Annotated in this window: 15 protein-coding genes; 8 read left to right on the top strand and 7 right to left on the bottom strand. The window is 65.5% G+C overall.

The window, feature by feature from the left end; all coding sequences use genetic code 11:
* Positions 1-25 precede the first annotated feature (25 nt).
* Complete coding sequence (locus MA09_RS03690) at positions 26-1,993, bottom strand: aminotransferase class V-fold PLP-dependent enzyme (RefSeq protein ID WP_373887834.1); 1,968 nt, start codon at positions 1,991-1,993, stop codon at positions 26-28.
* Between the two features lie 147 nt (positions 1,994-2,140).
* Here MA09_RS03690 and MA09_RS03685 point away from each other — a divergent pair, with 147 nt between their 5' ends.
* From MA09_RS03685 to MA09_RS03655, 7 genes are all read left to right on the top strand, one after another.
* Complete coding sequence (locus MA09_RS03685; protein WP_036245582.1) at positions 2,141-2,626, top strand: Lrp/AsnC family transcriptional regulator; 486 nt, start codon at positions 2,141-2,143, stop codon at positions 2,624-2,626.
* Positions 2,627-2,717: 91 nt separating this feature from the next.
* On the top strand, positions 2,718-3,854 hold the full coding sequence (locus MA09_RS03680) for a branched-chain amino acid ABC transporter substrate-binding protein (RefSeq protein ID WP_036245581.1): 1,137 nt from the start codon (positions 2,718-2,720) through the stop codon (positions 3,852-3,854).
* A gap of 16 nt (positions 3,855-3,870) precedes the next feature.
* Positions 3,871-5,676 (top strand): DUF885 family protein, encoded by a 1,806-nt coding sequence (locus MA09_RS03675; RefSeq protein WP_036245580.1) that lies wholly within the window; start codon positions 3,871-3,873, stop codon positions 5,674-5,676.
* Positions 5,677-6,117: 441 nt separating this feature from the next.
* Positions 6,118-7,254 carry a non-hydrolyzing UDP-N-acetylglucosamine 2-epimerase gene (gene wecB / locus MA09_RS03670; RefSeq protein ID WP_036245579.1) on the top strand — a complete coding sequence of 379 codons (1,137 nt, stop codon included), beginning with the start codon at positions 6,118-6,120 and terminating at the stop codon, positions 7,252-7,254.
* Positions 7,238-8,515 carry a UDP-N-acetyl-D-mannosamine dehydrogenase gene (gene wecC / locus MA09_RS03665; RefSeq protein ID WP_036245578.1) on the top strand — a complete coding sequence of 426 codons (1,278 nt, stop codon included), beginning with the start codon at positions 7,238-7,240 and terminating at the stop codon, positions 8,513-8,515. The genes wecB and wecC overlap by 17 nt, the downstream gene beginning before the upstream one ends.
* A 15-nt stretch (positions 8,516-8,530) precedes the next feature.
* Positions 8,531-9,742: a TIGR04063 family PEP-CTERM/XrtA system glycosyltransferase gene (locus MA09_RS03660; protein WP_036245577.1), complete on the top strand. Its 1,212-nt coding sequence runs from the start codon at positions 8,531-8,533 to the stop codon at positions 9,740-9,742.
* Positions 9,742-10,914, top strand: a complete 1,173-nt coding sequence (locus MA09_RS03655) for a glycosyltransferase family 4 protein (RefSeq protein ID WP_051933141.1) — start codon at positions 9,742-9,744, stop codon at positions 10,912-10,914. The genes MA09_RS03660 and MA09_RS03655 overlap by 1 nt, the downstream gene beginning before the upstream one ends.
* 934 nt (positions 10,915-11,848) lie before the next feature.
* Here the strand turns inward: MA09_RS03655 and MA09_RS23980 are convergent.
* From MA09_RS23980 to MA09_RS03620, 6 genes are all read right to left on the bottom strand, one after another.
* The gene (locus MA09_RS23980; protein ID WP_161783192.1) at positions 11,849-12,481 is read right to left on the bottom strand and encodes a C39 family peptidase; all 633 of its coding nucleotides are present in this window, start codon (positions 12,479-12,481) and stop codon (positions 11,849-11,851) included.
* A gap of 95 nt (positions 12,482-12,576) precedes the next feature.
* Positions 12,577-12,873: a hypothetical protein gene (locus tag MA09_RS24435; protein WP_152594547.1), complete on the bottom strand. Its 297-nt coding sequence runs from the start codon at positions 12,871-12,873 to the stop codon at positions 12,577-12,579.
* 421 nt (positions 12,874-13,294) lie between these two features.
* Entirely contained in the window at positions 13,295-14,995 is a 1,701-nt protein-coding gene (locus tag MA09_RS03635; RefSeq protein ID WP_036245574.1) for a M14 family zinc carboxypeptidase, read from the bottom strand.
* A gap of 18 nt (positions 14,996-15,013) precedes the next feature.
* Positions 15,014-16,528: a sensor histidine kinase gene (locus tag MA09_RS03630; protein WP_036245573.1), complete on the bottom strand. Its 1,515-nt coding sequence runs from the start codon at positions 16,526-16,528 to the stop codon at positions 15,014-15,016.
* On the bottom strand, positions 16,525-17,463 hold the full coding sequence (locus MA09_RS03625; protein ID WP_051933139.1) for a hypothetical protein: 939 nt from the start codon (positions 17,461-17,463) through the stop codon (positions 16,525-16,527). The genes MA09_RS03630 and MA09_RS03625 overlap by 4 nt, the downstream gene beginning before the upstream one ends.
* A 5-nt stretch (positions 17,464-17,468) precedes the next feature.
* The gene (locus tag MA09_RS03620; protein ID WP_229413159.1) at positions 17,469-18,119 is read right to left on the bottom strand and encodes a response regulator transcription factor; all 651 of its coding nucleotides are present in this window, start codon (positions 18,117-18,119) and stop codon (positions 17,469-17,471) included.
* A 335-nt stretch (positions 18,120-18,454) separates the two neighbouring features.
* Here MA09_RS03620 and MA09_RS03615 point away from each other — a divergent pair, with 335 nt between their 5' ends.
* Complete coding sequence (locus MA09_RS03615) at positions 18,455-19,120, top strand: energy transducer TonB (RefSeq protein WP_036245572.1); 666 nt, start codon at positions 18,455-18,457, stop codon at positions 19,118-19,120.
* Positions 19,121-19,171: the final 51 nt, after the last annotated feature.

Raw genomic sequence — 19,171 nt, 5'->3', positions numbered from 1 at the left:
TGCGGTGGCGTACACAGGCGGGGATTCAGCCGGCCAGCGCCAATCCTCCGGCGACATGCCAGGCCTGGGCATGGCCGAGGCGGCGCAGCAGGCGTGCGGCCCGGGCGCTGCGGTTGCCGCTGCGGCACAGGAACACCAGCGGACGCGGTTCGCGCAGCCAGTGCGCGGCCTGGCCGGCCAGCTGCGACAGCGGCACGTGCTGCGCCTTGCGTCCGCGCAGCTGGGCGCAGGCCGCCGCATGTTCCGGCAGCTCGCGCACGTCGACCAGCAGGGCGTCGGGGTGGGCCGCCAGGTAGGCGGCGGCCGTCGTCGGGTCGAGGTCGATGCCCTCGTCTGGCAGCGCGTCGGCGCCGGGACGGGACACCGCCGGTTCGCCGATCCGGTGGCAACACAGGGCCGCGTCGAGGCCGGCGTCCTCGGGCGCCATGCCGAACACGAAATGCACCGCCTCCGCCGCCAGCACGCCATTCTCCGGGCGTCCCAGCAGGTAGCCATCGCCGGCTTTCGCCAGCACGTCCCGGCCGAGCGCGATGGCATCGAGCGTGCTGCCGGCGAACTGCACCTGCTGGGCGCCGCCCGGCCAGCCCGGGCTCAGCCCAAGGAGATCGCACAGGGCATCGGCTCCGCCGGCGCCATGGCTGGTGTCGAAACAGGCCAGCAGGCGGCAATCGCGTGCGCGCAGGTCGGCGGCGAGACGGGCTGCCTGCGCTTCCGGCGGATCGATCGCGATGCAGTGGCGGCCGTCGTCGTCGAACAGCAGCCAGCCGCTGGCACCGCCCGACTCGAGCTGCTGCAGGGGTGCTGCGGGCCTGGCCTGCGCCAGTGCGCGGCCACAATGTTCGATCCTGGCACAGGCGGCCTCGATGAAGCCGTCGTCCACCAGCGGGCCGAAGGACAGGCGCACGGCGGAGGCGCTGCGCTCTGGATGCACGCCCATCGCGTCCAGCACATAGCTCGGCGCCGCCTTGGCGGCCGAACAGGCCGAACCCGCGCTGACGCGCACGCCCGCGGCGTCGAACAGGTCGAGCAGCTCCTTGCTGCTCATGCCCGGCACCGAGAAATTCAGCGTGGTCGGCAGGGCATGCTCGAGCGGGGCGTTGAACACCAGGCCCGGGAAGGCTTCGCGCAGGCTCCCGGCCAGGCGGTCGCGGTAGCTGCGCAGCTGCGCGCAGGTGCGGAAGGTACCGCCCTCCTCCAGCGCGCCGAGCACCGCGCCAAGGGCGGCGATGCCGGCCATGTTCTCGGTGCCGGAGCGCTGTCCGGCTTCCTGGCCGCCGCCGCACATCAGCGGCGTGTAGGGCGCACCTTCGCGCACGTACAGCAGGCCGATGCCCTTCGGCGCATACAGTTTGTGGCCCGAGAAGGGCGCGTAGTCGATGCGGGTGGCGTCGAGCGCCAGCGGAAGCTTGCCGAGCGCCTGCACGCAGTCGACCATCCACAGGGCCGGGCTGCGGGTGTCGAGGAGCACGCGCGCGATGCCGTCCAGGTCGGACACGACGCCGGTTTCGTTGTTGGCCGCCATGGTGCAGACAAAAGCGGCGCGCGGCGCCAGCTCGCGCAGCACATCCAGGCGGTGGCGCCCGTCGCCGTCGACTGGCAGCGCGCGCAGTTCCAGCCCGACGCCGAGCAGGCGGTTCCAGTGCGCCAGGCTCTCCGGCACGGCCTTGTGCTCGGTGGCGCCGTAGAGCAGCAGGTCGCCGCAGGCCTCACCCCGCGCGCGCCGCTCGCGTACCGCGCACAGTGCTGACAGCACGGCGGCCTGGATGCCTTCGGTCGCTCCGCTGGTGAACATGAGCCTCCCCTTGGGGGCGCCCAGCACGCGGCGTGCCGCGGCGCGCGTGGCATCCAGCAGGGCCTTGGCGCGCAGGCCGCAGGCGTGGCTGCTGCTCGGGTTCCCGAAGCTGGCTTGCATGCATGCTAGCGCCGCCTCGATGGCGGCCGGGAGGACCGGCGATGTGGCGTTGGCGTCGAGGTAGACTTCGTTGTTCATCATCACAATTACAAAAAAGTAATTAGTTGCTGCGGATCGTGTTATCGTTAGTGAATATGTTACAAAGTCGTGCTGGTGAACATATACTAATTTATCCGCTTTTTGGCGCGGAACTGGCATATACGTTCTCAATATATCGATACAGGGAAAATGAACTCTCTCGACAAGTTTGATTGCGCTATTCTCGCCGCATTGCAGGCGGATGCCACCCTCTCCATTTCCGGCCTCAGCGAAAAGGTCGGCCTTTCCAGCACGCCATGCTGGAAGCGCGTCAAGCGCCTCGAGGAAGAGGGGTATATCGAAAGCCGGGTCAGCATCGTCAACCGCGAGAAGGTCGGCCTGCCGGTCACGGTGTTCGTCAGCGTGCGCACCACCGAACATGACGAAAAATGGCTGGCGCGCTTCGCCGCGGCCGTGATCGCGCTGCCGGAAGTGCTCGAGTTCCACCGCATGAGCGGCGACGTCGACTACCTGCTCAAGGTCGTCACCACCGACATCGCGGGCTATGACCGCTTCTACAAGAAGCTGATCAAGACGGCGCGCCTGACCGGCGTGTCCTCGGCCTTCTCGATGGAGCAGATCAAGTGCACCACCGCGCTGCCGCTGGAGCTGATCTCGCACGGGCTGGCTGCCTGACTTCTGGATCCAACCTGGATCAGCGCTGCTTAACCAGCAGCAGGTTTCGTGTCATGATGGCGTCCGTTCGAACACAACGGAGACCCAGGGAATGCCATCCAAACTGCACATGGCGCCGCTCGCGCTGGCCGCGCTGCTCGCCATCGACGTCAATACTGCCAACGCCGCCGAACAGGTCGTTAGAATCGGCGTGAGCGGCCCGCTGTCGGGCGCGAATGCCTTCGCCGGCAAGGACAACGAGAACGGCGTACGCCTCGCCATCGAGGAACTGAACGCACAGAAGATCCAGGTCGGGGGCAATACGCTGCGCTTCGAGCTGCAGTCCGAAGACGACCAGGGCGACCCGAAACAGGGCGTCAACGTGGCGCAGAAGTTCGCCGACGCCAAGGTGAAATTCGTGCTCGGCCCATACAACTCGGGCGTGGCGATTCCCGCTTCGCGCGTCTACAACGACAACGGCATCCTGATGTCGACCGTCGGCACCAATCCCAAGATCACGGCAAGCGGCTACCCGACCGTGTTCCGCATCGTCGCCAGCGACACCCAGGTGGGCGGCTCGGTGGCGGCCTATGCAGCCAAGGAACTGAAGGTGAAGAACGTCGGCGTCATCGACGACCGCACCGCCTTCGGCCAGGGCATCGCCATGGAATTCAAGCGCCAGGCGCAGGCCAACGGCATCAAGGTCGCCGGCCACGAGTACACCACCGACAAGGCGACCGATTTTGCCGCCATCCTCACCGCCCTGAAAGCCAAGCGCGTGGACGCGGTCTTCTTCGGCGGCTACGCCCCGCAGGCCGCCCCGATGGCGCGCCAGATGAAGGCGCTCGGCCTGAACGTGCCGCTGCTCGGCGGCGACACCCTGTGCAGCCCCGAGATGGCGAAACTCGGCGGCCCGGCGGTCGGCGAGAACGTGCGCTGCGCCCAGGCCGGCGCCATCGTCGCCAAGCAGCCGGGCGGCCCGGCCTTCATCAACGCCTACAAGGCGCGCTTCAAGCGTGACCCGGACGTGTATGCGCCCTCGTTCTATGACCAGACCAAGTTCATCGCCCAGGCCATGAAGTCGGCCAACTCGGTCGATGCCGCCAAGGTCGGCGCGGCCATGCACAGCATCAGCTACCAGGGCGTGGTCGGCACCTACGGCTATGACCCGAAGGGCAACCTGAAGAAGACGGCCGTCACGGTCTACACCTTCAAGAACGGCGCATTGACGCCGCTGGCCAGCTACTGATTGACAAGGAAACGCCATGAAAGCATGCTTCAAGCTGGCAGCCTTGGCCGCGGCCGCGCTGCTCGCCTGCGGGCCCGCCGGCGCCGCCCAGGCGGACGCGGCCAAGCCCGCCTCCGCGGCCGCCACCCCGGAGAGCCGCCAGATCAATGCGCTGGCCGACGAATACTACGAGTCGCTGGCCCGCTTCGAGCCGGTGTGGGCCACCGAGAACGGCGACAGCCGCTTCAACGACAAGCTGGGCCTGTCGATCTCGCCGAAGCTGCGCGAGCAGCAGTTCGCGCTGTACCGCAGCTACCTCAAGCGCCTGTCCGGCATCCCGCGCGAGCGCCTCGGCAGCCGCGACCAGACCAGCCACGACATCCTCAAGTTCGAGCTGGAGAGCGCGCTGCGCCTGGCTCCCTTCCCGGAACACCTGATCCCGATCGACCAGATGATCAGCATGCCGGTGATCCTGGCGAACTACGCCAGCGGCCAGGGCGCCCAGCCGCTGAATACCGTACGCGACTACCGCGCCTACCTGAGCCGCCTGGCCCAGCTGGTGCCGCACATCGACCAGTCGATCACCAACATGCGCGAAGGGGTCAAGCGCGGCGTGGTGCAGCCGCGCGAGCCGATGCAGTCCGCCCTGCCCCAGTTCAAGCAACTGGTGGCGAGCAAGCTTGAAGACAGCATCTTCTACACGCCGATCAAGAACATGCCGGCCAAGTTCACGGCGAGCGAAAAGCGCAGCCTGAGGCAGGCCTATCGCAAGACGATCGGGAACAAACTCAATCCGGCGCTCAAGCGCCTGGCGACCTACCTGGAGAAGGATTACCTGCCGAAGACGCGCACCAGCGCCGGCTGGAACGCCCTGCCGAACGGCGCCGCCTGGTACGCCGCACGCGTGGCGGCGATGACCACGACAAGCCTTACCCCGGAACAGATCCACGAAATCGGCCTGAAGGAAGTGGCGCGCATCCAGGGCGAGTACGCCTTGACCGGCCCGAAGATGGGCTACACCGGCCCGGCCGCCGGCCTGCCGCGCTGGGTGTCGGAGCAGCCGAAGTTCAAGCCCTTCACCTCGGACCAGCAGGTGATCGACGTCTACCGCGAGCTGGACGCGAAGGTGCGCGCCAAGCTGCCGGCCCTGTTCACCTTGATGCCGAAGGCGCCGCTCGACCTGCGCCTGGAGCCGGAACTGTCGCGCGCCACCGCCTCGGACCACTACACCCCGCCGGCCGCGGACGGCTCGCGCCCGGGCGTGTTCTGGTCGGTGGTGAACGATCCGAAGCAGTACGGCAGCACCGGCATGGTGACACTCTACCTGCATGAAGGCCAGCCGGGGCACCACTTCCACATTGCGCTGGTGCAGGAACTGGGCCTGCCGAACTTCCGCAAGTTCGGCGGCAACAATGCCTTCACCGAGGGTTGGGCGCTGTACGCCGAGACCCTGGGCAAGGAGATGGGGCTGTTCGAGAAGCCGGAAGATTACTTCGGCCACCTGAACGACGAGATGCTGCGCGCGGCGCGCCTGGTGGTGGATACCGGGCTGCACGCGAAGGGCTGGAGCCGCGAGCAGGCCATCACCTATTTCCAGGATACGCTGGGCTACTCGGAAGCCGAGGCACGGGCACAGATCGAGCGCTACATGGTGTGGCCGGGACAGGCGCTGGGCTACAAGATCGGTTCGCTGAAGATCATGGAGCTGCGCAAGCGGGCGGAAACGGCGCTGGGCAGCAAGTTCAGCCTGCCGAAGTTCCACGAGATCGTGCTGGGGGAAGGCACGCTGCCGCTGGCGGTGCTGGAGACCAAAGTGGATCGCTGGATTGCTGAGACAAAGTAAGCGAAGCAAGACTGTGCAGGATGAGAAACCGGGGTGCGCCCCGGTTTTTTCATGCACGCTCGAGTACGGTCCTCTGTAGGACGGTCGGCATCTTCGCGCCGAAGCAGGTGCAAAGACGCCACAACGTGGCATTAATGGAAACGAAATATGCCTGCGAACCCTGCAAAAACCTTATAGTGTTGACATGCAATAAACCCCGGAGCCCGCCTGGAAATCCTCAGCTCAACAGTGCGCTCGCCGAGTCAAAAATAGTGTAGGCTACGCCAATATTGTTTCCGCACGGAAATGGAGTGGTGCTTTTGACAAATTGCATATTTGTAAGGGACAATGTTGCAGTAACTTGACACAAATGCACGAAACGCAACATTTTTCAGCAGTTGAACTGTGGCTCAGACACCTGCACCATCCGGAACGCACACATATAGTAAGAAGTAAGAGCAGATGACCCTCAAGATACTTACCGTCTTCGGCACCCGGCCCGAGGCGATCAAAATGGTGTCGGTGGTGCGCGAACTTGCCGCCGCTGCCGATTTCGAAGTCAAAGTCTGTGTCACAGCTCAGCACAGGTCCATGCTGGACCAGGTACTCGAGCTGTTTTCGATCAAGCCCGATTTCGATCTCGATATCATGACGCCCGGCCAGGACTTGTCCGACATCACGGCCAAAGTGCTGGCCGGGATGCGCACGGTGCTGCGGGACTGGCGCCCGGACTACGTGCTCGTGCATGGCGACACCACCACGACCATGGCCACCAGCCTGGCGGCGTATTACGAACGGATTGCGGTCGGCCATGTCGAAGCCGGCCTGCGCACCGGGAATATTTATTCCCCATGGCCGGAAGAGATCAACCGCAAGCTGACCGGGGCGATCGCCAAAGTGCATTTCGCGCCGACGGAGCATGCGAAACAGAACCTGCTCAACGAAGGCGTTCCTGCGAAAAATATCTGCGTGACCGGGAATACCGTCGTGGATGCCCTGCTGGATGTGGTGCGGCGCCTGGAGACTGACCAAACGCTGCGGCGCGAGATGGAGTCGCAGTTCAGTTTCCTCGACAGCAAGAAGAAACTGGTGCTGGTGACCGGCCACCGCCGCGAGAACTTCGGCACCGGCTTCGAGAACATCTGCCACGCACTGAACGACATCAGCCAGCTCGACAATGTCGAGGTGCTATATCCGGTGCACCTGAATCCGAATGTGCAGGAACCGGTACAACGCATCCTGAAGGGCAATCCCAACATCCACCTGATCGATCCGGTGGGTTACCTGCCTTTCGTCTACCTGATGAACCGTGCCTCGATCCTGCTGACCGATTCCGGCGGCATCCAGGAAGAAGCGCCGTCCTTGGGCAAGCCGGTGCTGGTCATGCGCGACACGACCGAGCGCCCCGAGGCCGTGGCCGCGGGCACCGTGCGCCTGGTCGGCACCTCGGTCCGTTCGATCGTCGACGGCACCCGCACCCTGCTGACCGATGCCGCCGAATACTCCCGGATGAGCAACGCCGCCAATCCCTATGGCGACGGCACGTCCGCTTTGCAAATCGTAAACTTTTTGAGGGAAAATCATGAGCAGCTCGTTTGATACTATTGCAATGATCGGCTTGGGATACATTGGTCTCCCAACGGCTGCAATGTTTGCTTCTCGCAAGAAGAACGTCATTGGCGTTGACATCAACCAGCACGCGGTCGACACCATCAACGGCGGCCACACCCATATCGTCGAACCCGACCTGGACATGATCGTCAGCGCCGCGGTGAACCAGGGCTACCTCCGGGCCACGACCACCGTGCAGCCTGCCGATGCCTTCCTGATCGCCGTGCCGACCCCGTTCCACGACAATCACGAGCCGGACATCACCTATGTCGAAGCGGCGGCGCGTTCGATCGCGCCGGTGCTGAAAAAAGGCGACCTGGTCATCCTCGAATCGACCTCGCCGGTCGGCACGACCGAGAAGCTGGCCGGCTGGCTGGCCGAGGAGCGCCCCGACCTGAAGATTCCACAGGGCCCGAACGACGACGCCGACATCAACATCGCCTACTGCCCCGAGCGCGTGCTGCCGGGCAGGGTCATCCACGAGCTGGTCTCGAACGACCGCATCATCGGCGGCATCACCAAGGAGTGCTCGACCCGCGCCATCGAGCTGTACCAGACCTTCGTGCAGGGCGAATGCATCGAAACCAATTCGCGCACCGCGGAGATGTGCAAGCTGACCGAAAACTCCTTCCGCGACGTGAACATCGCGTTCGCGAACGAGCTGTCGATCATCTGCGGCAAGCTGGGCATCGACGTGTGGGAACTGATCGCGCTGGCCAACCGCCACCCGCGCGTCAACGTGCTGCGTCCGGGCCCGGGCGTGGGCGGTCACTGCATCGCCGTGGACCCATGGTTCATCGTGCACAGCGCGCCGGAAGAGGCAAAGCTGATCAAGTCGGCCCGCGAGGTCAACGACCACAAGCCGCACTGGGTGCTGGAGAACGTCAAGCAGGAAATCGAACGCTTCCTCGCCGCCCATCCGGGCCGCCAGGAATCCGACGTGACGATCGCCTGCTTCGGCCTGGCGTTCAAGCCGGACATCGACGACCTGCGCGAAAGCCCGGCACTCGACATCGTGTCGGCCATCACCTCGGCGCACAACTGCCGCGTCATCGTGGTCGAGCCGAACATCTCGGCGCTGCCGGCCAGCCTGGACAAGGGCGAACTGCGCACGCCGCAGGATGCGCTGGCGCGCTCGCAGATCGTTGTCATGCTGGTCAACCACAAGCCTTTCCTGGCGCTGAAACAGGAACTGTTTGAAGGCAAGGTCGTCATCGATACCTGCGGCTTCGCCAGCACCCGCAAGTAAATCAAAGGAACAACAATGCGTGTCCTCCACGTCCTGGATCACTCGATTCCGCTGCATAGCGGCTATACCTTCCGTACCCGTTCGATCCTGCGCGAGCAGCGCGCGATGGGCTGGGAAACCTTCCACGTCACCGGATCCAAGCAGAACTCCGGCAGCGCGCTGGAAGAAACGGTGGAAGGCCTGCATTTCTATCGCACGCCGGTCGTCGACGGCTTCCTTGGAAAGCTGCCGGTACTGAACCAGAAACAGGTGATCGATGGCCTGGAGCGCCGCCTCGCGGAAATCATCCCGATCGTCCGCCCGGACGTGCTGCATGCCCACTCGCCGTCGCTGAATGCGATCGCCGCGCTTCGCGCCGGCAAGAAATTCGGCATCCCGGTGGTGTATGAAGTGCGCGCCTTCTGGGAGGATGCCGCGGTCGACCATGGCACCGCGACCGAGAACGGCCTGCGCTACCGCCTGACCCGGGCACTGGAGAGCTACGCCTTGAAGCGCGCCGATGCCGTGACCACGATTTGCGAAGGCCTGCGCCGCGACATCGTCGCGCGCGGCATCCCGGCCGACAAGATCACGGTGATCCCGAATGCCGTCGACATCGACAAGTTCGCCGTCGGCGGCGTGGCCGACCAGGCCCTGAAGGCGAAACTGGGCCTGGCGGACGCGCGCCTGATCGGCTTCATCGGTTCCTTCTATGCCTACGAAGGCCTGGACATCCTGCTGCGCGCGGTGCCGGCCTTGACCGCGGAACGCCCGGACCTGCGCGTGCTGCTGGTCGGCGGCGGCCCCGAGGACGCACGCCTGCGCCAGCTGGCCAAGGATCTCGGCATTGCCGACAAGGTCGTGTTCACCGGCCGCGTGCCGCACGACCAGGTGCAGATGTACTACGACCTGCTCGACGTGCTGGTGTATCCGCGCCTGTCGATGCGCCTGACCGACCTGGTCACGCCGCTCAAGCCGCTCGAAGCGATGGCCCAGGGCCGCGTGCTGGCCGCGTCCGACGTGGGCGGCCACCTCGAACTGATCGCGGACGGCAAGACCGGCGTGCTGTTCAAGGCGGACGATCCGCGCGCGCTGGCCGACAAGGTCGGCGCCCTGGTGGACGCCCAGGCCGAGTGGCCCAAGCTGCGCGACGCCGGCCGCCAGTACGTGGAAACCGAGCGTAACTGGAAAGCCAGCGTGACCCGCTACAAGAGCATCTACGGCCGCCTGACCGGAGCCACCGCCTGATGAAGATCCTGACGTTCTCCACGCTGTTCCCGAACAGCGAAAAGCCGGGCCACGGCATTTTCGTCCAGACGCGGCTGCGCCACCTGGTGGCCAGCGGCCAGGTCGAGGCACGCGTGGTGGCGCCGGCGCCCTGGTTCCCCTCGAAGAACCCGGTCTTCGGCCAGTATGCACGCCAGGCCAAGGTGCCGCGCTCTGAAGTGCGCTTCGGCCTGCAGGTCGAACACCCGCCTTATTTGGTGCTGCCCAAGATCGGCATGAACGTGGCGCCGCTGCTGCTGGCCCAGGCGGCCAAGCCGGCCATCGGCCGTCTCATCGACGAAGGCTTCGACTTCGACCTGATCGACGCCCACTACTTCTATCCGGACGGCGTGGCGGCCGCCATGCTGGCCCGTTACTTCAACAAGCCGCTGGTGATCACCGCGCGCGGCTCGGACGTGACGCTGTTCCCGCAATTTGCCCTGCCGCGCAGGATGATCAAGTGGGCCATCCGGCGCGCCGACGCGGTCATCACCGTGGCCAATGCGCTGCGCGACGAAGTGATCGCCCTGGGAGGCGACCCGGAGCGCGTGACCACGCTGCGCAACGGCGTCGACCTGCAGCTGTTCCGGCCGCTCGAGCGCCAGGCCAACAAGGAATTCACGCTGCTGACGGTCGGCCACCTGGTGCCGCAGAAGGCGCAGGAGCTGAGCATCGGCGCCCTGCCCCTGCTGCCGGACACCCGCCTGGTGATCGCCGGCGAAGGCCCGAACCGGCCGATGCTGGAAAACCTGGCGCGCAGCCTCAAGGTCGATCACCGCGTGACTTTCCTCGGCGCGGTCTCGCAGGACCAGCTGCGCGCCCAGTACAACGCGGCCGATGCGATGGTGCTGTCCTCCAGCCGCGAAGGCTGGGCGAACGTGCTGCTCGAATCGATGGCCTGCGGCACGCCCGTGGTGGCCAGCCGGGTGCATGGCACGCCGGAAGTGGTGGCCGCCCCCGAGGCCGGCGTCCTGATGAACGAGCGCACGCCGCAAGGCGTGGCCGAGGGCGTGAAGCGCCTGCGCGCCAGTTATCCCGACCGCGCCGCCACCCGGCGCTATGCGGAGCGCTTCAGCTGGGACGACACCACCGCGGGCCAGCTCACGATCTTCCAGGGCATCCTCCGGCAGGAGCGCAAGCTGGCCCTGGCCTGAGGGCCCTCCGCACCGCTTCGCCGCAAGGCGGGCACGGGTCGGCGCATTCCATTGGACCGCCGACCGGCCTCCGCCTAAGGTCGCTGCAGATCAAAACCGTGTCGGCACCGACACCATCAGGCGAAAGTCGGGCGTGTTGCGGGTCAGTCCCGCAGCAAACAGGATGTCGATGGCGGTGTCTGCTGTCAGCACGGCGGAGCCGCCCAGCTCGAGGAACGCATTCACGTCGTCGGTGGGAACGCGGGCGCCGTTGATCCGCGTTTTGTCGAGCACGTTGATGCTGAAGGCGGCGCGCAGCGAGGTTGCAGGTGCGGTCGCCAGCGCCGTACCGAAGCGTAGTCCGTAGATATTCCCTGGCCGGACGCGGCCAGCGTCCTTGTCGCGGGCCTGGAATCGGGTAGCCGACAGGCTGCCGAAAAACACTAATGGGTCGACGCGCTTGTTGGCGCTGACGTAGGCCTGCAGCGAAGGGAAGCCGCCGCCCAGCGCGACCAGGGGACCATTCTCGTAGCTGGTGTTACGGCCGGTCGCGGCCTGGTAGCTGAGACCGCCGATGACGCTTGGAAGCTTGTCAGATTCGGTGATGATCTGGTGCGAGGCCGCCACCGACAGGTCACCGACGCCATCCGAACGCGTCTTCTGGCTGCCGATCCTGATCTCTTCGAACACATAGGGCAGCGATGCCTCCGCCTGCCATCGCTTCGGCAGGCCGACGCGCAGCGTCACCCCCGGGCCGAAGGAGGTGCGGCGAAACCCGCCGTCGCCCGAGCTGTGCGAGGCCACGAAGTTCGGTTCGACTTCGGCCGATCCGGACGACAGCAGCACTGCGCGTTCCCTGACCAGGGCGCGTTCGAGCGCACGGTTGCTGTCGGCGGCTGCGTCCTGCGGCGCCGCACTGGCCGTCGTGTCGGTCCCGACCCGCGCCGGGGTCAGCTCACGCTCCAGCAGCTCGATGCGTTGCTGCTGGCGTTCGATCGTCGCCGCCTGCTCCGCGATCTTGCGCTGCAACTCCTGGTTGGTCTGGGCGCTGCAGGTCATCACGGCCCCGAACAACACTGCGCCGATTGTCAGTTCTTTCATGTCGTGGCTCACCGCTTCCTTGTGTGATCTCGAATCCGATGCCTTTCCACGTTGCGGCGAAGGCAGATGCTGCCATCTCATAATTCCCGAAGCTGGGGTCCCCGATGTTGACGCCCGTCGTGGTGACCCGGCGGATGACGATGAAATGCGGATAGCCGTTCAGGGTGATCGGCACGATCATCGGTGTGCGTTGCGCAAGGTCGGCCAGCCTCATGCGCGTGTAACCGTCTCCCTGCAAGCCGATCCGTGCAAGGTAGCGCTGCATGTCGAGCAAGGAAAAGCCTCCACGCACACGCACCCGCAAAGCGTCGGTCTGGCGCAGCATGCCGCGCGCGACGGCTTCCTCGTCGGTCGGCACGCCCTTGTAGTAACGCAGCACGGTAGCGAGGGCAGCGGCCCCGCAACTGTTGTCCCAGCGCTGCACAACAAGCGCTTCGCGCCGGATCTCGAGCAGCGAGCGTACCGGACGTTCGGCCCAGGCGGGCAAGACGAGCAGTTGGCAGGCCAGCGCCAGTACCAGCGTGCGCAGTCCAGGGAGAGGGAGGAAGGGGCAGGTCCAGGACCTGCCCCTGTGAGCACCACTCATCGTCCGGACGAGCCGGTCGGGTTGGTGTTAGGCCGGTCTTGTCCCGGCGGCAAATTGTCGTTGTTGGTCTTCGACGGTGCTGTCCGGCCGTTGTCGCTGCCTGGATTGCTCGGGTCGGCGCCATTGCCCCACCCGTTATTTCCCTTCTCCTTGCCCGTTGGCGGCGGACAGCCGCAGTCGGTACCGGCGACGATCTCGTCCAGTTGTGCGCTCGTCATCCGCTCGGGCGCAGCCAAGGCTGGCATGCCCACGATCGAGGCGAGTGCAATTCCTGCAGTAAGTTGTTTCAGCATGATTGACCTCCTTCAGAAACTCGCCTAAGCGAGAGGTCCACGATGCTACCTACGACGGCTTCCTATTTGATTATTCTCAAACGGGAGATGGATAACGGGGCACAGCGCACTCGGCATATCCTTTGATACTTGCCCCGGTTTTCAGCCTGGCGCATATGCGCAGGAGGAAATAAGGTTCTACTCCTTCATCGCGTTCCGGGACGAACAGGTTGACGAAGCGGTAGCCCTCCTTCTCGAGGCTGGGCAGGAAGGACTCAAGCCTTTCCCGCGACTCGTCGGTAAAGAAATAACCCCAAAGCATAGGCTGGGACGTATCCTACCCGGCTCCATCCCGGATGTTCACAAACATCACTTCCAATGGGTCTAGCGAAATCATGGCATCTCACGTCTGTTTTCGGGTATACCGTCAGCGAGATCGAGATCAGCCAATCATGAACACCGGATAGCGGCGCCATTCCGGCTCACGATAGCGCTCGCAATTCGCGAAGATAAAGTCCAGCACCGCCTCCTGGTTCCCCAGCAGCGCCGGATTGGCTTCCTTCCACGCCGCGAACTTCGCCGCCAGCGCCGGCTCGTCATTGAGCAGCTCAGCCGCGTGGTCCTCGAACACATAGTCCGAATACGCCTCCTTCTTCTCCAGCACGCTGTTGAAGAAACCCCAGCGGAAGAAACTGTCGTGGCCCAGCGGCTCGAGCGTCTCGACCGCATAGCGCGCATTGTCCTGGTCGAGCGGCACGATGACATCGCCCGCGCGCAGCTGGACCAGGCCGCGGCGCTTTTCCAGCACCACGTCGTCGTGGAACATGTGGCCCTCATACGCGTTCAGACGCGAGGTGACCGAGACGATGTGGTAGTAGTCCACCTCTTCCATGCGATCCGCCTCGACCCTCTCCATGCGCACGCCGTTCCACTGCAGGCGCTCGATCGCCTCGCGCCACTGCTGCGGCACCACGTAGGCGCGCGGCGCCGGCACGTGGACGTCGGCCGGGAAGCGGTTGTACCAGGCGATGTCGCGCTCCCACGGGCTCGAACGGTCGTACCACAGGCGCGAATAGGTGCCCAGCACGCTCGGCTTGTACTTGGCCTCGTAACCCTTGAAGCGGAAGCTGCCCGGGTTCGCCTCGTCCATCGCCCAGTGGATCGGCCACTCGGCGCGAGTGCGCCCGAGCTGCCTGGCGGCGCGGCGCAATGCCTGGATCTGCTCCGCATGCGTCACCGTGAAGTCCAGCGCGGTCTCGACCAGCGCGCGCATCGACGCGTAGCGGTCCTTGAACGGCTTGAGCATGTGCGTCTCGGGCATGAAGCCGATCGTGTGGTGCAGGGCCGCATAGCCGGTCGAGAAGCGCGCCGTTTCGAGGAAGTCGGCGATGCCGTCGTCCGGGCTGTCCTTGACCGGATTTACATACGGGCAGGTCGGCCAGCCACGCGCTTCCATGCCGGCGTACATGGCGGGCAGCATGGTCGAACGCAGGAACTCGCCCAACTCTCCGCCCAGCTTGTCCGGCTGGGTGTGGATCAGGGTCATGGTGTAGCTGTAGTCGGCGCCGTTCGAGGTATGGGTGTCGACCATCACGTCCGGGTCCCAGGCCGTGAACAGCTTGTTGAACACCTGCGCGGTCAGGCTGTCGCACTTGATGAAGTCGCGGTTCAGGTCGAGGTGGCGGCTCATGCCGCGGAAGCCGAACTGCTCGGGGCCGTCCTGGTTCACGCGCGAGGTGTCGGCGCGGTTCAGGCTGCCGTCCACGTTGTACAGCGGGACGAACAGGAACACGGTTCTACCCAGCGCGGCGAGGCGCTCGGGCTGGGTGCAGAAGTCGCGCACCAGCGCCATGCAGCTGTCGACGCCTTCCGGTTCGCCCGGATGGATGCCGTTGTTGTTGAAGAAGACCGGGCGGGCGGCGCGCTTGATCTCGTCACGGTCGAACACGCCGTCGCTGCTCACCACGCCCGCGTGGATCGGCACGCCGGCATCCGACACCCCCACCTGCTGGAAGCGCAGCACGGTCGGATAACGGCGCGCAAGGTCTTCGTACCAGGCGATGCACTCCGCGTGCGTGGTGGTCTGGTTCGGGTTGCCCCGAAGTTCACTTAATTCATAGGGCGTCAGCAGTTCAGTGGACATATTGAGTTGTATTGGGGGTTAAAACGTCGGGGCCGGCGCGACGGTCGCGGGCGTATGCAGCGGCAGCGTGATCGCCACCACGGTGCCGCCGCCGACGCTGGAGCGCACGTCCATCACACCGTGCACGGCGTAGACGCGCTCGCGCATGCCGATGATGCCGATGCCTTCCGAGGCGCTGGCCGGGTCGAAGCCGTTGCCGTCGTCGGCCACCACGATGCGCAGGGTCTGCGCGGTTTCGTCCAGCACCAGGCGCACTTGGGCGGAGGTCGCATGCGCGTGCTTCATCACGTTCGACAGCGCTTCCTGCACGATGCGGTAGGCGGAAATCGCCAGCTCGTTCGACAGGCGCGAGAAATCGCCCTCCCCATGAAATTCGAAGCTGCAGCCGGCGCTGCCGTCGTAGTGGCGCACCATCTCTTCCACCGCGCCGTGCAGGCCCAGCATGTCGAGCACTTCGGGGCGCAGGCGCCGCACCAGGCGGCGGCCGTTGGCGTACAGGTCGAGCGCGAGCTTGGTGATGGCCTGCGACTTGCGCCCGATCTCCTCGATCTCCGGGGTCGGCGGCGCCTTGGCGGCCAGCGCGCCGATCGACTGCGCCTCCAGGCGCGCGGCGATCAGGGAAGCGTTCAGCTCGTCGTGGATCTCGACCGCGATGCTCTTGCGCTCGTCCTCGATGATCGAGTTCACCTTCTGGATCAGCTTGCGCTTGTCGGCGTCGGCGCGCAGCGCCTCGTTGCGCGAGGCCAGCAGGTCGCGGGTGCGCTCGGCCACCTTGTTTTCGAGGTCGCGCTTGGATTCGTCCAGGGCCAGCGACATCTCGCCGATCGAGGCCTGCAGCTCGCCCACCTCGCCGCCCGAGTTGACCGGCAGCTGCACCCGGAAGTCGCCGTTGCGGATGCGGCTCAGCGCGCCGATCGCCTCGCGCAGCGGCACCGTGAGCGAGCGCGCCAGCACCCAGGCCAGCACGCCGCTGGCGGCCAGCGCCAGCGCGGCCATGCCCACCTCGAAGCGGAAGCGGCGGGTCTGCTTGGCCATCATGTTCGAGGGCGACATCGTCACCCGCACCCAGCCGACGATTTCGGTGGTGAGCGTCGGCGGACGCAGGTCGCTCGAGGCCGAGACGTGCGGCGTGCCGTTGTCGGTGAACAGGTTGATCCACACCACCTGCTTCTTGATCGGCGCCTCGTAGTGGTGCGGCTGGGCGTCGATGGCCGACTCGGAATCGACGCGCACGGCCTGGATGCCGTCCGTGCCGACCACCTCGATGCGGTAGATGCTGCTGTCGGACTGCACCAGACCGTTGATGGTCAGGCGCAGGTCGGACAGGTTGCCCGAGATGACGTTGTATTCGCTGGTCTCGGCCAGCGCGCGCGCCAGGGTGCGTCCGCGCTCGGCCAGTTCGTCGGCCACCTGGGCGCGGTGCGAATAATAGGAATACCACACGAAGGAGGTAAACAGGAAGGTCACCGGCAGCATGGTGATGAAGGCCATGCGCTGGCCGATGCTCCAGCCGCGCCAGAAGCGCAGCTTCATGGCTTGACCGCCTGTCGTGCGGCCAGCTTCGCCGGCAGGTTCGAGAAGCGGCGCGCGCCGTCGGTCACGCGCACGTCGAGCGAGCGCGCCACGCCCTCGTTGACCACGGTGCGGAAGTAGCGCGGGAACTGCGGCGGCGGCAGGTCGCCGGTGACGACGAAGGCGGCCGCGATCTCGGCCACCTGGGTATTGATGTCCTCGATCTCGGAATAGGTGGTGGCGAGCGCGCCGACCTTCACCATGTCGGCCGAGAAGCCGATCACGCCCTGCTTGCGGCGGTAGGTCGAGAGCAGGATGTTGCGCACGTTTTCCGGGTTGTAGACGTCGCCGTCGGGCATGGCCAGCAGCACCTCGGAGCGCGTCATGCGGTTGAGCGTGTGGTTGATGTCGTCGCCGGCGGCGAAGGGCTGCACGTCGACCTCCGACTCCAGCGCCGGGCGCAGGAAGGTCGTGTCTTCGCCGAGGATGGCGCCGACCCGCACCGGGCGGCCGTACAGCAGCGCGGCCAGGCGCAGCTGGTCGGCCGGCGCCGGCTCGGCATACACGGCGGTGATCAGGCCGGCGCGCGCGGCCGGGGTCCTGGCGGTGAGCGCGCGCCACACCTGACTGGAAGTGAAGGCGGAGATGATCACGCAGTCGCAGCGGCGCGCCACCGCGTCGCGCAGGGCGGCCGGGCCGATCGCCACGTAGAGCATGCGGCGGGGCTGGCCCAGTTCGGTGCGAAAGCCCGCGAAGGTGGGCACCAGGCGCTTGTACAGGTCTTCGGCGATGCGCCGGGTGACCTCGCTGTCGTCGCCGGTGAGGATCTGGAAGCGGAAACCGGTTACTTCCTCGTCCTTGCGTGCCAGGTCAGGCTGCGCCAGGGCGGGCTGGGCCACGCCGGCAAGGAGCGCAAGCGCAGCCACGGCCGCGCGCAGGGACGTCGGAAAGCGCATTGGTCTCAGGGTTCGATCAGGCCGTGCTTCACGGCCAGCAGGGTGATGTTGGCCTGGCGGTGCACGCCCAGCTTTTCCTTGATCGACTGGCTGATGTTGCTGATGGTCTTGGTCGACAGGTCGAGCTTCTCGGCGATCTCGGCGTTGGTCAGGCCTTCGGCCATCAGCTTGAAGATCTCCAGCCCGCGCTCGTCCAACTGCGACTGCGGCGTCACGTCGCCGCGCACCGCCATGCTGGCCAGGCGCGAGGCGATTTGCGGCAGGAAGTACAGCTTGCCGTCATGCGCATGGCGCACCGCGGTCACCAGGTCGGACGGGTCGCAATCCTTGGTGACGAAGGCGTGCGCGCCCATGCGGTAGGTTTCCTTGATCAGGCTGTCCTGGTCAAACTGGCTCAGGAAGATGATCTTGGCGCGCGGGTCGTCCTTCAGGATGCTCTGCGCAGCATCCAGGCCGGTGAGCTCGGTCCCGAAGCGCATGTCGAGGATGACGACGTCGGGCTGCTGCGACGCATACAGCGCCACCGCCTCGCTCGGGGTCTTAGCCTGCCCCACCACTTGCATGCCGGCCGCTTCGAGCGACATGGCGAACCCGGTCATGACGATCGGGTGATCGTCCGCAAGCATGACGCGGATCGGTTTTTTCTGTTCGGACACCACTTTCACTCCTGTAGATCACCCGCCTTTCGGCACACGCAATATGACGCTGCCATTCGCTTACCAATCTGTGGCAGGGCTGTGTGCCAAGGATTAGTAAGCATGCGGGTTATAAGAGGATTATTTCATACAACGGGCCGGGACGCGAGACCCCAACCGTTCCCCGTTCTTTCGGTCTGACGGCGTTCGACCGGAAGAAAAATTACCAAGAAAGCGCTTTACAGACTACCAAGCCCTAGCATATATTGATTCCATCAGCTGTCAGTTTCACATCTTTCCTTACGTAAAAAGTTCTACGATGACGTCGTAGAATCCAACAAGAAAAGGAGATCGCCATGCACTTCACGCAACTCAACGACGGAACCGGCGGCAAGGCCGGCAAGTTCGCAGTCGTCGCCGGCCTGCACGTGCTTGTAGGCATGGGCCTGATCAATGTGATGAATTCCAAGGCCATCACCCTGCCAAAGCTGATCGAGGACGCCACGGTCTGGATCCAGCCCGATACGCCTCCTCCTCCGCCATCGGTGCCGCCACAGCCGCAGGTGAGGGTCGCCAAGCCGCCGGTCGTGGTGCCGACGCCGGAAGTCGAGGTGTCGCTGCCCCCGGTCGAGGAAGCGATACAGGCCGCCCGTGACGCCGAACCGGCCGTCGAGCCCGCGCAGCCCGCCGCCATTGACGCGCCGCCGGCCCGGCAGGCGAGCGCCCACGGCACTCCAGGCCAGATGGGCAGCGCCGTACTGGCCAATGCCGACGGCTGCGCCAAGCCGGACTATCCAATGAACGCGGCGCGCAACGGCGACACCGGCACCGTGACCCTGGCCCTGCTGGTCGGCGCCGACGGCCGGGTGCAGGATGCGCGGGTCCAGAAGACCAGCGGCCACCGCGAACTGGACCGCGCCGCGCTGAATGCCCTGAGCCTGTGCCAGTTCAAGCCGGCCATGCTCAACGGCGTGGCCCAGGCCGGATGGGGGCAGATTGCCTACGTCTGGACGCTCGAATAGCCTTTCCGTTTCCCTTTTTCGCCCGCTTCCCATCGCGGGCTTTTTTTTCGC

It is taken from the genome of Massilia sp. BSC265 (assembly GCF_000740675.1).
Taxonomy (GTDB): Bacteria; Pseudomonadota; Gammaproteobacteria; order Burkholderiales; family Burkholderiaceae_D; genus Telluria.
The sequence above is the reverse complement of the archived record's forward strand: the minus strand, read 5'-3'. Positions and strand labels throughout refer to the sequence as shown.